Source organism: Pantoea sp. DY-15 (assembly GCF_019795935.1).
GTDB classification, from domain to species: domain Bacteria; phylum Pseudomonadota; class Gammaproteobacteria; order Enterobacterales; family Enterobacteriaceae; genus Pantoea; species Pantoea leporis.
Window position 1 is genome coordinate 1096241 of sequence record NZ_JAIMIF010000001.1, and the last position, 13698, is coordinate 1109938.

The 13698-nt window shown below is 59.5% G+C and carries 12 protein-coding genes; 7 read left to right on the forward strand and 5 right to left on the reverse strand.

Annotated elements, in window-relative coordinates; all coding sequences use genetic code 11:
* The first annotated feature begins 60 nt into the window (after window positions 1-60).
* The 7 genes from K5Y32_RS05270 (at window position 61) to K5Y32_RS05300 (ending at window position 8608) form a co-directional block, all read left to right on the forward strand.
* Entirely contained in the window at window positions 61-1395 is a 1335-nt protein-coding gene (locus tag K5Y32_RS05270; protein ID WP_101764431.1) for an MFS transporter, read from the forward strand.
* 1 nt (window position 1396) lies between these two features.
* Window positions 1397-3142 carry a dihydroxyacetone kinase family protein gene (locus K5Y32_RS05275; protein ID WP_222182013.1) on the forward strand — a complete coding sequence of 582 codons (1746 nt, stop codon included), beginning with the start codon at window positions 1397-1399 and terminating at the stop codon, window positions 3140-3142.
* Window positions 3143-3145: 3 nt separating this feature from the next.
* The gene (locus K5Y32_RS05280) at window positions 3146-3919 is read left to right on the forward strand and encodes a triose-phosphate isomerase family protein (RefSeq protein ID WP_222182014.1); all 774 of its coding nucleotides are present in this window, start codon (window positions 3146-3148) and stop codon (window positions 3917-3919) included.
* Complete coding sequence (locus K5Y32_RS05285; protein ID WP_222182016.1) at window positions 3919-4728, forward strand: sugar phosphate isomerase/epimerase; 810 nt, start codon at window positions 3919-3921, stop codon at window positions 4726-4728. Before K5Y32_RS05280 ends, K5Y32_RS05285 begins: the two co-directional genes overlap by 1 nt.
* 4 nt (window positions 4729-4732) lie before the next feature.
* Window positions 4733-5590, forward strand: coding sequence for a phosphogluconate dehydrogenase C-terminal domain-containing protein (locus K5Y32_RS05290; RefSeq protein ID WP_101764427.1), 858 nt, complete (start codon window positions 4733-4735; stop codon window positions 5588-5590).
* 193 nt (window positions 5591-5783) lie between these two features.
* Window positions 5784-6758: a sugar-binding transcriptional regulator gene (locus K5Y32_RS05295; RefSeq protein WP_008104043.1), complete on the forward strand. Its 975-nt coding sequence runs from the start codon at window positions 5784-5786 to the stop codon at window positions 6756-6758.
* 242 nt (window positions 6759-7000) lie between these two features.
* Complete coding sequence (locus tag K5Y32_RS05300) at window positions 7001-8608, forward strand: ABC transporter ATP-binding protein (RefSeq protein WP_222182018.1); 1608 nt, start codon at window positions 7001-7003, stop codon at window positions 8606-8608.
* Here the strand turns inward: K5Y32_RS05300 and K5Y32_RS05305 are convergent.
* The 5 genes from K5Y32_RS05305 to K5Y32_RS05325 are packed head-to-tail and all read right to left on the reverse strand — an operon-like array spanning window position 8594 to window position 13697.
* The gene (locus K5Y32_RS05305; protein WP_222182020.1) at window positions 8594-9412 is read right to left on the reverse strand and encodes a sulfurtransferase; all 819 of its coding nucleotides are present in this window, start codon (window positions 9410-9412) and stop codon (window positions 8594-8596) included. The genes K5Y32_RS05300 and K5Y32_RS05305 overlap by 15 nt on opposite strands.
* Window positions 9402-10385 carry an ornithine cyclodeaminase gene (locus K5Y32_RS05310; protein WP_222182022.1) on the reverse strand — a complete coding sequence of 328 codons (984 nt, stop codon included), beginning with the start codon at window positions 10383-10385 and terminating at the stop codon, window positions 9402-9404. The genes K5Y32_RS05305 and K5Y32_RS05310 overlap by 11 nt, the downstream gene beginning before the upstream one ends.
* Entirely contained in the window at window positions 10385-11383 is a 999-nt protein-coding gene (locus K5Y32_RS05315; RefSeq protein WP_222182024.1) for a 1-aminocyclopropane-1-carboxylate deaminase/D-cysteine desulfhydrase, read from the reverse strand. The genes K5Y32_RS05310 and K5Y32_RS05315 overlap by 1 nt, the downstream gene beginning before the upstream one ends.
* The gene (locus K5Y32_RS05320) at window positions 11383-12786 is read right to left on the reverse strand and encodes a M20 family metallopeptidase (RefSeq protein WP_222182026.1); all 1404 of its coding nucleotides are present in this window, start codon (window positions 12784-12786) and stop codon (window positions 11383-11385) included. The genes K5Y32_RS05315 and K5Y32_RS05320 overlap by 1 nt, the downstream gene beginning before the upstream one ends.
* Window positions 12783-13697, reverse strand: coding sequence for an ABC transporter permease (locus tag K5Y32_RS05325; protein ID WP_110866134.1), 915 nt, complete (start codon window positions 13695-13697; stop codon window positions 12783-12785). The genes K5Y32_RS05320 and K5Y32_RS05325 overlap by 4 nt, the downstream gene beginning before the upstream one ends.
* Window position 13698: the final 1 nt, after the last annotated feature.

Sequence of the window (13698 nt, forward strand, 5' to 3'; positions counted from 1 at the left end):
TGGCGATTGGTCAACACCACATAAAGAAATGATCACTCACGCACGTCGTGGAGGTGCGTTATGAACCAACCATCAATGACAGCGGTGGAACAATCCACCATCAGAAAAATCTCCTGGCGCTTAGTGCCGTTCGTGGCGCTGATGTTCTTTATCAACTTCCTCGATCGCACCGCGATTTCGTTTGCCGGCCCCAACGGCATGACGCAAGACCTCGGCCTCACCGCACTGCAGTTTGGCCTGGCATCGGGCATCTTCTTTATTGGCTACATTCTGCTGGAAGTGCCAAGCAACCTGGCGCTGCATAAGTTCGGCGCGCGTCGCTGGCTGGCGCGCATCATGATCAGCTGGGGCATTGTCTCGCTGCTGTTCACCTGGGTGAGCAGTGTGGAAGGCTTGTATACGCTGCGTCTGCTGCTGGGTATCGCTGAAGCCGGCTTCTTCCCAGGCGCGATTCTCTACCTCAGCATGTGGGTGCCGGGACGTCATCGCAGCAAAATCCTGTCGCTGTTCTATCTTGCCCAGCCGCTAACGGTGGTGTTCGGTGCGCCATTAGCCGCGTCCCTGATTCAGCAGCACGGCCTGTTCGGCATGGAAGGCTGGCGCGTGATGTTTATGGGCGTGTCGATTCCCGCGATTCTGATTGGTATCGTCGCGCTGTTCTGGTTGGTGGATTCGCCGCGTCAGGCCAAGTGGCTGACCGCCGAAGAGAAAACCTGGCTGACCACCGAACTGGAAGCCGAGCATCAACAGAAGCAGGGCCATCAAAAACACAGCCTGCGCTCGGTGATGGGCAACGGCCGCGTCTGGATGCTGTGCCTGATTTACTTCGGCTTTATTTATGGCCTGTATGCGCTGGCGTTCTTCCTGCCAACCATTATCGCGGGCTTCCAGCAGCAGTTCGGTACCACTTTTAACGTGATGCAGAAAGGGCTGATTACCGGCGTGCCGTACCTGATTGCGGCGGTGGTGATGTTCTTCTGGTCGAAAGATGCCACGCGTCGCGGTTGCAAAACCTGGCATATCGCCATTCCAGCGCTGGCAGGCGGCATCAGCGTGCCGCTGGCGCTGTATATGGATTCGCCGTTCACCACCATTATGGTGATTGCGATCACCGCCAGCTCCATCTTCGCTGCACTGCCGAATTTCTGGACCTTACCCACGCAGTTCCTGACCGGCGCGTCTGCCGCCGCAGCCATTGCCTTGATCAATACCTTAGGAAACGTAGCAGGCTTCTCCGCGGGCTACATCACCGGCGCGCTGCATGATGCCACCAACAGCTACGCCTTGCCGATGTTTGTGGTGGGTGGATTCATGCTGCTGTCCGCGTTCCTCATGCTGTTACTTAATCGCCGTCGCTCGCCGTCTCAGCCGACCTCTTTAGCTCAGGAGCATTAATATGACGTACCTGTTTAACCAACCTTCAGCCTTTGCCGCTGAGCTTATCGAAGGCTTTGTCGCCGCCAACGCCGATAAAGTCCGTCAGGTCGCCGGAGGCGTGGTGCGCAGCACCCGCAGCCAGCCGAATACGGTGGCGGTGATTGTGGGCGGCGGGTCCGGTCACTATCCGGCGTTCGCCGGGTTGGTTGGACAAGGTCTGGCACACGGCGCGGCGATGGGTAACTTATTCGCTTCGCCATCAGCGCAGCAGATCTACAACGTAGCGCGTGCGGCCCACAACGGCGCGGGCGTGTTGCTGATGTTCGGTAACTACGCCGGGGATGTGCTGCACTTCGGCCAGGCGTGCGAGCGTCTGCGGGCGGAAGGTATCGCCTGCGAAGTGCTGGCGGTGACTGACGATATCTCCAGCGCGGGTAAAGATGAGCTGGAGAAGCGTCGCGGTGTGGCTGGCGATCTGTGTGTGTTCAAAGCCGCCTGCGCCGCGGCTGAAGCAGGTCACGATTTATCACAGGTCCTGCAGCTGGCACAGCACGCGAATCAACGCACGCGTACGTTTGGCGTGGCGTTTTCCGGTTGCAGCCTGCCGGGCGCTTCGCATCCGCTGTTTGAAGTAGAAAAAGGGCGCATGGCGCTGGGACTGGGCATTCACGGCGAGCCGGGGATTAAAGAGACCGACATGCCGAGTGCGGATGAGCTGGCCGAGATCTTCGTGGAGCGCTTGCTCAATGAACTGCCAGCCGACATCCCGCAAGCTGACGGTCAGCGCGTGGCGGTGATCCTCAACGGTCTGGGCTCGGTGAAATACGAAGAGCTGTTTGTTGTCTATCGTCGCGTCGCGCAACTGCTGGAGGCCGCCAACCTGCAGGTGGTTGAGCCGGACGTCGGCGAGTTTGTCACCAGCTTCAATATGGCCGGTGCGTCACTGACGCTGATGTGGCTGGACGATCAGCTGGAAACCTTGTGGCGCGCGCCGACCAATACGCCAGCGTACCGCAAAGGCAGCGTATTGGTGGCCGAACCGTTAAGCGCCGCTGAGCGCGTTGAAAGCACGGAAGAAGCCTTGCCTGCAGCCACCACGGAATCGCAAGAGAGCGCGAAACGCGTACTCCAGTTGCTCGAATCCGTGGCGGAAATGTTACAGCGTAACGCTGAGCGCCTTGGCGATATCGATGCGGTGGCCGGTGACGGCGACCACGGTATCGGCATGGAGCGCGGCGTGCTGGGCGCGGTTGAGAAAGCGCGTGAAGTCGCTGCGCGCGGTGCCGGAGCGGGCAGCTTGCTGTGCCGCGCGGCAGATGCCTGGGCGGATAAAGCGGGTGGCACATCCGGCGCGTTGTGGGGCGTGGCGCTCACTGCATTGGGTACCGCGCTTGGCGATCGTCAGACACCAGATGCACAGCGTGTGGCCACCGGCGTACGTGAAGCAAAAGAAGGCATTATGCACTTTGGTAAAGCGCGCGTTGGCGATAAAACCATGGTGGATGTGCTGGTGCCGTTCAGCGACAGCCTGAATGAGTCGGTTGCTGCCGGTGCGTCGTTAACGGACGCCTGGCTCAAGGCGGCGCAGGTGGCCGATAAAGCTGCGCAGGACACCGCGCAGCTGGTGCCAAAAATGGGGCGTGCGCGTCCGCTGGCAGAAAAAAGCGTAGGCACGCCGGATGCCGGAGCCATTTCGCTGGCATTGATCGTCAATACCGTCGGCGATCTGCTAAAAGAACACAGTGCCTCTGAACAAGGAGCTTGAAGCATGTCTCAGCCAAAAATCTGGCTCGGCGTCAGTTTAAAAATGTACTTCGGCTATCAGCAAACCTTGCAATGGTGTCGTGATGTAGCGGCATTAGCCGACCATGCTGCGGTGAAAAACGGCGACGTGGGCTTGTTTGTGTTGCCGGCTTATCCGGCGATTCCGGCGGTTGCAGCCATCTTCGCTGACACGCCGGTGCGCTTCGGCGCTCAGGATGTTTGCCAGGCTGAGAACGGAGCCTGGACCGGCGAAGTCAGCGCCAGTATGTTGCAGGAGTTAGGCTGCTCGCTGGCCGAAATTGGTCACGCTGAGCGCCGTCGTCATTTCCACGAAGACAAAGTGCAAATTGCTGCCAAAGTGGCGATGTCGCTGCGTCACGGCATCACGCCGGTGCCGTGCATTGGCGAAGAAGTGCAGGCAGAACCGCAGCAGGCAATCGCGCTGTGCCAACAGCAGCTGGCCGAAGCGCTGGCTGAGTCAGCGCAGCAGGGCTTAAAGGGCGAGGTGTTCTTTGCCTACGAACCGCAGTGGGCGATTGGTGCGCCTCAACCGGCTCCAGACAGCTATATCCGCGCCGTGTGCGCCGGATTGCAGCAGCTCGCCACGCCGCCCGGTATCACGCTGAAAATCATCTACGGCGGCAGTGCCGGTCCGGGACTGATTCAGCGCCTCGGCGCGGATGTAAATGGCCTGTTTCTGGGGCGCTTTGCCCACGATCCCAAAGCCCTGGCAAAAATTATTGATGAAGCCAGTGAGCTGGCTCAGGAGCTGCGTTAATGAGCCGTATCGGACTAAGTACCTACGCCTTTTTCTGGCGCATGTCATCGAAAGCCCCTCATCCGCTGACGCTGGAGCAGATGCTGCAACAGACCGCCGAACTGGATGTGTCGGTGTTTCAAATCTGCGATTACCCGGCGATTGAAAGCTGGACTGACGCACAACTGCTGACGCTGCGCCAGCAGGCTGATGCGCTCGGCATCACGCTGGAACTCGGCACGCGTGGCCTCGGCACTGCGCATCTGCGTCGTTATCTGCACATGGCGGAAATCCTTGATGCGCGCGTCATTCGTTCGATGTTCTACACCGCCGATCACCGTCCCACGCTTGACGAAGCCGCCGAGCTGATTGGCGCCGTGTTGCCGGATTTTGCCCGCCAGCAGGTGCGTCTCTGTCTGGAGACATACGAGCTGGTGAACAGCGGCGCGATGATGTCAGTGATCAACAAGTTCCTGTCTCCGTGGCTCGGCGTGTGTCTCGATCCCGCCAACTGTGTCGCCGGCCTCGAACTGCCAGAGCAGGTGATTGCCAACACCGCCGCGCGCGTCGGCAATCTGCACATCAAAGACTTTGCCTTTACGCGCCGAGATGGCTGGGTCGGCTTTACCTTTGCCGGCTGCCCGATGGGCGAAGGCTTGCTGGATTACGACCGGATGATCGCCAGCGTGCGCCCGGCGGATAAAGGCATTAACCAAATCGTCGAACATTGGTTGCCGTGGCAAGACGATGCCGCTGTAACCTGCGAGCGAGAAGCCGAATGGACTCGCCGCACCGTTGAATTCTTACGTAGTAAACAAGATCAGGAGTAACAACATGAGCGTGCAACTTAAAACCATCACCGTGATTGGCGCGGGCGGCAAAATGGGTATGCGTATTTCTGCCAACTTCCAGAAAAGCGATTACCAGGTGTTTTACTGTGAGAACTCACCGAAGGCGCAAGAGCAGGTGAGCGCGCAGGGTCGCGAACTCTCTGATGCCGCCTCCGTGGTGCCATTGAGCGACGTGGTGATTCTGGCGGTGCCGGATATTGTGCTGGGCAAAGTGTCTGAAGGCGTGGTGCCACAGATGAAACCGGGCGCGATTCTGCTGACGCTGGACCCCGCAGCGGCCTACGCCAATCTGATCGCCCATCGTGATGGCATTGAATACGCGGTGGCGCATCCTTGCCATCCGTCGGTATTCCTTGAGCGTTACACCAAAGAAGAACATGCCGATGCCTTCGGCGGTATTGCGGCGATTCAGCACGTGGCGGCTTCCTATGAAACCGGTTCTGATGAGCAGAAAGCCGAGCTAAGCAAGGTGATCAGCGTGATGTACGGCCCGGTGGAGCAAGTGCATTGGGTTACCGTGACGCAGCTGGCGTATCTGGAACCGACGCTGGTGGAAACCGTGGCCTGCATGGTGGGTGCGTTTATGAAAGAAGCGCTGGACGAAACCGTTAAGCACAGTGGCGTGCCGGAAGAAGCGGCCAAAGCGATGTTGTATGGCCATATTCAGATCGCACTGGCCGTGGCGTTCCGCGCCACAAACCCGTTCTCGGATGCCTGCATGATCGCCATGGAGTACGGTCGTGAGAAGATTGTGAAACCTGACTGGAAACAGATCTTCGATCAGAAAGAGCTGGATATCGTGATTGCCCGTATGCTGAAAATCGACGCCATCAAGCGCTAAGCGTGATGCTCGATCGACTCGCGGCGCTGTGGTCTGGCGAAGCGAGTCGTATCAATGATATAACTCCCTGCCAACGTCAGATCTCGCCCCATTTTGTAGGGTCGCCATTTATGGTGACCTGGTGCGCATTAATGCGGACCCTACATGGCGCGGTCTTTACACCTTCAAATAACACCCAAAAGACAGGTTATGGATGGAAAAAAACACGCTTTCTCAGGACTCCGAGCTGCTGACGGAAATAGCTGTTGCCTATTATCAGGACGAAATCACCCAGGAGGAGATCGCGCGTAAGTTTGGTATTTCCCGCATTAAAGTCGGCCGGCTGCTCAAACGCGCACGCGAAGAGGGCATCGTCGAAATCAACGTGCGTTACCATCCCGTCTTCAGCACCCGCCTCGAACAACAGCTGCAAAATCGCTTCCCACAGCTGCAACGTGCGCTGATAGCGCTCGATCAGCCCGATCAGGAAGAGCAGCGACGTCAGGTCGCCGCGCTGGTGTCGTCACATTTAGCGCAGTCGCTGAAAGACGACGCCATTGTTGCCGTTGGGCAAGGACGCAACGTGGCCGCTGTCGCCGATTATCCCGGCCAGGTGCCGACGCGTAATTGTCTGTTTATCAGCGGTATTGGCGGCACGCATCGTCCCGGTGATGCCATTAACGCCGACCATATCAGCCGTCGTCTGGCGAAGAAGTTCGGCGGCATCAGCGAAACACTTTACGCGCCCGCTTATGTTGAGAACCGCGCGTTGCGCGATGCGTTTATGCAAAACGGCACCATCAAAGAGACGCTGGACCGCGCGCGTAAAGCCGACGTGGCGCTGGTGGGCATCGGCGACATGAATGAAAACAGCTACATGGTGAAACTCGGCTGGTTCACGCCGCACGAAATCATTGACGCCAGCGTTAATCAGGGCGTGACGGGCGATGTCGCTGGCTACGACTTCTTTAATTCGCAGGGCCAGCATGTGGATACCGTGATGAACGATCGCGTCATTGGTCTGAGCATTGATGAACTACGCAAGATTCCCTGCGTAATTGCCATTGCCGCGGAAAATACCAAAGCGATGGCGATCCTCGGCGCACTGCGCACTGGCGCGATCGATATTATCGCCACCACCGCGCAGAACATCCGCACCATTCTGAGTTTGTCGCAGGAGAAGGTTTAGTTAAACGGCTAAGCCTTTGTAGGGTCGCCATTTATGGTGACCGAAAGACGCTTAACCAATGAGCATTCTGCGAAAAAGTTTATCGTTTTACGATTCAACGGCGATCATCGCCGTTAATACGGAGTGTTTTAAACCTGGCGTGCAGCCTTATTCCGCAACGCGCAGTGCCATAACCGAACGGTCTTGTTCGTGCTATGTTCAGGATATATCCTGTATTTTTCCTTGTTGAGAATCCTTGCCTGATGACTAACGCGCGCTTGCTCTCGGTTGAAAATCTCTCGCTGCACACCCACGATCAGCGCTTGCTGGTGGATAACATCTCTTTTCATCTCGATCGCAAGGAAATCCTGGCGTTGGTTGGCGAATCGGGCTCCGGCAAAACCTTAACGTCGCTGGCGCTGATGAGCTTGCTGCCTGCGGGCGTGCAGCAGAGTGGCGGCCGCGTGGTGTTCAATGGCGAGCCGCTGGATGCGCGCACCACCCAGCAATTACGCGGCTGCCGCATCGCCACGGTATTTCAGGAGCCGATGACCAGCATGAATCCCACGCTGCGTATTGGTGAACAGATTGCCGAAGTGCTGGTGCGGCATCGTCAGTTCAGCTGGAAACAGGCACAACAGGAAGCGATAGCGCTGCTGGATCGCGTCGGCATCGTCAATCCAGCGCAGCGCGCGCGGCAGTATATTCATCAGCTGTCGGGTGGCATGCGGCAACGGGTGATGATCGCCAGCGCTATCAGCGGTCAGCCGGAGCTATTGATTGCCGATGAGCCGACCACCGCGCTGGACGTCACCATTCAGGCGCAGATTCTGGCGCTGTTGCAGGAGTTGCAGCAGGAGATGGGCATGGGGATCTTGTTGATCACCCACGATCTCTCGGTGGTGGCGCGCTACGCCGACCGCGTCTGCGTGATGCAGCAAGGGCAGTTGGTTGAACAGGGCGCGGTGCTGAGTACGCTCGGCGCGCCAACGCATCCTTACACGCGCAAATTGATTGCTGCTTCGGCAGCGCAAATCCCTGAGGCGATTGCGCCGGTTGAACAGCCGCCGCTGCTGGTGCTGCGCGACATCAGTAAAAGCTATCCGCTGCCACGCCGCATGCCGCTGTGGCCCGCCAAACGGCAAACCGTTTTGCATCCGGCGAATCTGTCGATTGCGCAGGGCGAAATTGTCGGGCTGATTGGCGAATCCGGCTCCGGTAAAACCACATTGGGCAGCGCGGCGATTGGCCTGATTACGGCGGATGGCGGCGAGGTGCATTTTCAGGGACAGCATTTGCAAGGCCGTCAGCTCCATAGTTTACGTCGCCACACGCAGATTATTTTCCAGGATCCTTATGCCAGCTTGAATCCGAAAATCCCGGTCGGTGAGCAGATCGCCGAACCGCTGCGCGTCTGGCAACTGCGCAAAGGCGCGGCGGTGGATGCGCGGGTCAAAGAGCTGCTGGCGTTGGTGGGATTGAAGGCCGAACATGCCACCCGTCTGCCGGGCGCGTTCTCGGGCGGTCAGCGTCAGCGTATTGCCATTGCGCGCGCGCTGGCGATGGAGCCGAAGCTGCTGGTGGCGGATGAAGCGGTAGCGGCGCTGGATTTATCGGTGCGCGGGCAGATTCTGGCGCTGTTTAATACGCTGCGCCACAAGCTGGGATTATCGGTGCTGTTTATCAGCCACGATCTCGGCGCGGTGCGGCAGTTGTGCGATCGCGTGGTGGTGATGTATCACGGCAGGATTGTGGAATCGGGCGCGACCGCCAGCGTGATTAACCATCCACAGGACAATTACACCCGCCAACTGCTCGCCGCTGCGCCGGACGTGCAGCAGGCGCTGGCGCTGCGATCAGCTGCCGTGTAACAGCGGCAGTTCGTGGTGCTCGGCCCATTCGTGCCAGGAACCGACGTACACCGAAACATGGGGATAGCCCGCCAGTTTTAACGCCGCCAACACCGTGGCGGCGCGGGCACCACGATGGCAATAAACCTGCAACTTCGCGTTTTTACTCAGTCCTGCCGCCTCGGCGCGTGCGGCAATCTGCGGCGCTGATAAGAAATGGCCGTTGGCAATGACATCTTCCCAGAACAGCAGCTGAGAGTGCGGAATGCGTCCGGCGCGCTGGCAGCAGGCATGCGCAAAGCTTCCGTCAAATTCGCTGGGGCGACGGGCATCCACGTTGATCACCGCCACGCCATCTGCTGCTAATACCTGTTCACGGCTGCACACCAATTCGCGGTTCCACGCGGGTGCGTTGGCTGCCGGTGGATGCGCCACCGTGCGGCTTAATCCCAATCCCGGACTGAGCTCATAGCCTGCTGCAATCCACGCATCGACACCGCCATCCAGAATCAGCGCATCATCACGTTTGATCAGCCAGGCGAACCAGGCGCCGCGCGGTGAACGCATGCCAACCTGCTGCTCGAAAAACACCGGCGTGGCGTTGGGATAGGCGGTAAACATCGGTTGCAGCGCGGTGGCGGCTTCGGCAGCCATCACCGCTAAACCTCTCTCGCTGCAATCCTCAATAAAATAGTCGTAGACGTTACAGTGCTGCGCGCCAGGCAAGGTGGCGCGTTGCCAGTCGGCAAATTCGCGGACATCGATCAGCAGAAACGCTTCGCCGCGCGCCTGGCGCTGATGCAGTGAAAGCACATCAATGATCATGCAGGACTCCTGAAAACAGCGACTGCAACGAACCGAGCTCGTCGTGCTCGGCGGCCTGTAACACGCGGGCGGCGAGGGCGATATCAAACACGTTGAGGCCAAACGAGGAGAAATAGACGCTGTCATCGGGCTGTGGACGCCAGTTATCCAGCAGCAGCGCGGCGAGATCGGCCGCCACATCCTGCTCAGCAAACTCCCCGGCGCGGAACATCTGGAACAGGCTTTTGGCGCTGCGCTGGGAAAAATCGCCCCACGCATCCACCACCACCTTGCTGCTGGCTTTGATGGCGGCAAAACTCACTTCGTGATAACCGACCTGCGCAATGATCCTACCGGGACGTACCGCTGCGGCGTCGACAATCGGCTGGTCGGCGCTGGTACAGGTCAGCACGGCGTCATAAGGCTGCGCCAGAGCGAGCGGCAGATCGGTTTCGATTTGCACTTCGCGCAACGCACTGAGTTTAAAAGGAGAACGATTCCACACGCCAATCTGTTCCAGCTGCGGAAACAGCTGCTGCAGCATGCGCAGATGCGCCTGAGCATGCAAACCGGCGCCGAGCAGCAGCACGCGTTTTACCGGACGCGGTGCGGCCAGCTGTAACGCCAGTGCGCTCACCGCTGCGGTGCGTGCCGCAGTGAGTGCGCCGCTGGCCAGCAAGCCGCGCGGAATGCCGCTCTGCGCATCGTTAATCAGGGTTAAGGCTAAGGCGGCGGGCAACGCATCCGGTCGCTGTGGACGATGTGCCGTCCACTTTACGCCCGCAGCGTTGTAGCTGCCGCCAACGCGCGCCGGTAAGGCATACGCTTTACCGAGCGGCGTGCCGAGGTCGATGTGATTTTCAGCGGGCATCTGCGCCTCGCCGAGACGCATCAGCTGAATCACCGCTTTGACGTCTTCCAGCGCCAAAGCGACATCGCCGCCGCCTAATTGCGCGACGGTGGCTTCATCCAGTACACGCAATAAGGCTTCCATTACTGCTCCAGCAGGCGATCGGCGAAAGGATAGAGCGCCGGAGAACCGCCACAATGCACGAAGGTCACGCGCGATCCCTGCGGAATGCGCCCTTGCTCGACCAGCGAGAACAGGCCGTGCATCGCTTTACCGGTGTAGACCGGATCCAGCAGCACGCCTTCCAGTTGGGCGAGTTGATAGATGGCAGCGATGCCGCCGTCCGATGGCACGCCGTACGCCTGACCGACATAACCATCTTCAATCCAGATATCCTCCGGCTGCCACTGCTGCGGCCATTGCAGCAGATCGGCACAATCCTGCGCCATGCCGGCAATGCGTGGCTGGAACCAGTCGGCTTTGGCGCTGACGCTCACGCCAATCACCCGGGTATTGGGCCAATAGCGACGCGTGCCCACATGCAATCCCGCCAGCGTGCCGCCGGAACCGGTGGGCGCGACGATGAAATCGGGTGCGGGCGTCTGGCTGGGTGCCAGCTGCGCCGCAATCTCTTCCACTGCGCGTACATAACCCAATGCGCCGAGTGGCGTTGCGCCACCCAGCGGAATAATCATGGGGGTTTCACCTTGCGCGAGAGCCGCATCAGCGTGCGCCTGCATCGCACCTTCAATCTGGCTGAAATAGCCGTCGGGATCGAGGAACTGCACCTCGGCCCCGAACAGCTTATCCAGCAGCAGATTCCCCTGCCAGCTTGCGGGCGGATTGCCCCGCAGCACCAGCACCGGACGCATACCAAACTTGCGTGCGGCGGCAGCCACCATGCGGGCGTGGTTCGACTGATGCCCGCCGGTGGTGATCACCACATTCACGCCTGTTTTGCAGGCCTCCGCCATCAGATACTCCAGCTTGCGGACTTTGTTGCCGCCGCCGCCGAAGCCACTGTAGTCATCACGTTTGATCGTCAGCGTAATCCCAAGTGCCTCACTGAGCCGCGGCAGCGGCTCGTGAGGAGTGGGGAAGAAGCCGAGCGGAACGCGTTCAAACTCTTCTACTGATTTCATTATTTACTACCTTTATTTTTGTGTACTGCGGTGTTTCCCTGGTGTGGCGCGACCCGGCCAATGGCCGAATCATTGAATGCGTTGAGCCACAGGCTCATGGATTGCTGGAAGCGTTCGAGCCCCGCCAGCGTGACAAACTCATTGACGGCGTGCGCGTTGCCGCCGTGGCCTAATCCGCCAATCAGAAAGGCGGGCGCAACGGCCGCGAAAGCGTAGGCGGGCGCACAGCCCGGCGCCCACGGCCAGATTTGCGGTGCCGCGCCCAGCGTTTGATAGCTGGCGATCAGGGCATCGACGCCGCTGGCGCTGCGACTAAAGCGCACGCCGGGATAGCGATCAAACAGGTGCAGCTCGCTGCCAGCTAAATCGGCTTGTGCCAGACGCTGCTGCACGTCGGCAATCATCGCGTCCTGATCGAAACCCGGCGGGATGCGAAACGCCAGTTCCGCGCTGGCACGGAACGGGATGACGCCGCGTCCGCCTGGCGGATCGCTGTGCAGTTCTGCCAGCGTTAACACCGCGCTGCCAAGCAGCGTTTGCAGGCAGCTCAGCGTGTCGCCGGCGATCATCAGGCGCTGACTGCGACGGAACTTCAGTTCGTCATCGATGCTGAATTCGGCGGCTAAGGTCGCCAATAATTGATTCGCCTCATCGTCCGTGGCGTGACACGCCAATACGCCGCTGTGTTCTGCTGGCGCAATGGCATCTAATGCCTGTACTAAACGCCACGCCGGATTGGCGATCCAACCGGCATTGCTGGCATGAATCGCGGAGGACGGTCCGCCCCATGCGCCGCCGGTGACGCTGAGGCGTCCGCTGGCCAGTCCGGTAAAGCCGAGATAGACGCGCGGTGCGCCGCCACCGTATTCACACAGTGACGGAAACAGCACCGCTTCAGCGGGAGCAATCGGGCAAGGCTGTTGCGCCAGATAACGCCGCAGCGCGCCGCTGCCCACTTCCTCTTCGCCTTCAAGCAGGATTTCGATATTAAAATCGAGCTGCTGGCTCTGCTGCAGTTCACGTAGCAGAATCAGCAGGGCGGCGACCGGGCCTTTATTGTTCTCTGCACCGCGTCCGACAAAGACCGCGCCGAAATCGTCCCAGCGACACACGCCACCGACAAACGGCGGCACATCCCAGCCGGCATCATCCGCAGGCATTACGTCATACATGTTGTACAGCACCACGGTTTTGCTGCTGCCGTTATCGATGCGTACATGGACCAGCGGCGGGACATCATCGGTTTGAGACGCCACCGGATAGACGATCACGGCATTCAGCTGCGTTACCATCCACTGTTCCAGCCAGGCGGCCAACCCGCGCTGCGAGGATAACTGACCGGCTACGCTTGGCCAGCGCGTCAGTTCACTCAGCAGTTCAAGCGTGGCGTCAAGGCGACTCATAAACGAATCCTCGGGTTCAGCACCAGATAGAGCAGGTCGATCAGCAAATTGATCGCCACAAACACCACGGCGGCGAGCAACACAATCGCCTGCACCAGCGGGAAATCGCGGTTTTGAATCGCCTGAATCGCCAGACGACCAATGCCGGGCCAGGCAAAAATAATCTCGGTCACCAGTGCGCCGCCGAGCAGCGAGGCGAAATACATGCCTTGCACGGTGATCACCGGTATCAGTGCGTTACGCAAACCGTGGCGTACCACGATGCGCCAGGCGCTGAGCCCTTTGGCGCGCGCGGTGCGGATATAATCCTGTTGCAGCACATCCAGCAGGCTGGCGCGCGTCAGGCGTGCCACGGCGCTCATGTAAAACGCACCCAGACTGAGCGCCGGCATTACCAGCGCGGCGAAAGTGCCGTAACCGCTGGAGGGCAGCCACTGTAACTTCAGGCTGAATAGCAGAATCAGCAGCAGCCCGAGCCAGAACACCGGAATCGCCTGGCCGGAGAAGGCCAGCAGGCGGCATAACAAATCCCACAGGCTGTGCGGCCGCAGGGCGCTGATAATGCCGAGCAGCAGACCGAGCAGCGAACTCCATGCCAGCGCACTCACCGCCAGCAGCGCCGTCGCCGGCAGACGTTCGGCAATCAACGCCAATACCGGCTGGCTGTAGCGCAGCGATTCACCAAAATCGCCGTGCAGCACGCCGCCAAGATAGTGGCTGTATTGCCACAGCAGCGGACGATCAAAGCCCATGCTGTGACGGAAAGTATCGATCTCCTGTTGGCTGGAGCCGGGCGGCATCATCAGCGCCGCCGGATCGCCCGTCATGTGCAGGCTAAAGAAAATCAGCAGCGACACGCCAAGTAACACTAAAACCGATTGGCCAAGGCGATTGAGCAGAATGTTCAGCATC

What these genes read in the sequence shown, in the direction of transcription:
- K5Y32_RS05270 (WP_101764431.1), top strand. Translation starts at nt 61, where the DNA reads ATGAACCAACCATCAATGACAGCGGTGGAACAATCCACCATCAGAAAA.
- K5Y32_RS05275 (WP_222182013.1), top strand. Translation starts at nt 1,397, where the DNA reads ATGACGTACCTGTTTAACCAACCTTCAGCCTTTGCCGCTGAGCTTATC.
- K5Y32_RS05280 (WP_222182014.1), top strand. Translation starts at nt 3,146, where the DNA reads ATGTCTCAGCCAAAAATCTGGCTCGGCGTCAGTTTAAAAATGTACTTC.
- K5Y32_RS05285 (WP_222182016.1), top strand. Translation starts at nt 3,919, where the DNA reads ATGAGCCGTATCGGACTAAGTACCTACGCCTTTTTCTGGCGCATGTCA.
- K5Y32_RS05290 (WP_101764427.1), top strand. Translation starts at nt 4,733, where the DNA reads ATGAGCGTGCAACTTAAAACCATCACCGTGATTGGCGCGGGCGGCAAA.
- K5Y32_RS05295 (WP_008104043.1), top strand. Translation starts at nt 5,784, where the DNA reads ATGGAAAAAAACACGCTTTCTCAGGACTCCGAGCTGCTGACGGAAATA.
- K5Y32_RS05300 (WP_222182018.1), top strand. Translation starts at nt 7,001, where the DNA reads ATGACTAACGCGCGCTTGCTCTCGGTTGAAAATCTCTCGCTGCACACC.
- K5Y32_RS05305 (WP_222182020.1), bottom strand. Translation starts at nt 9,412, where the DNA reads ATGATCATTGATGTGCTTTCACTGCATCAGCGCCAGGCGCGCGGCGAA.
- K5Y32_RS05310 (WP_222182022.1), bottom strand. Translation starts at nt 10,385, where the DNA reads ATGGAAGCCTTATTGCGTGTACTGGATGAAGCCACCGTCGCGCAATTA.
- K5Y32_RS05315 (WP_222182024.1), bottom strand. Translation starts at nt 11,383, where the DNA reads ATGAAATCAGTAGAAGAGTTTGAACGCGTTCCGCTCGGCTTCTTCCCC.
- K5Y32_RS05320 (WP_222182026.1), bottom strand. Translation starts at nt 12,786, where the DNA reads ATGAGTCGCCTTGACGCCACGCTTGAACTGCTGAGTGAACTGACGCGC.
- K5Y32_RS05325 (WP_110866134.1), bottom strand. Translation starts at nt 13,697, where the DNA reads ATGCTGAACATTCTGCTCAATCGCCTTGGCCAATCGGTTTTAGTGTTA.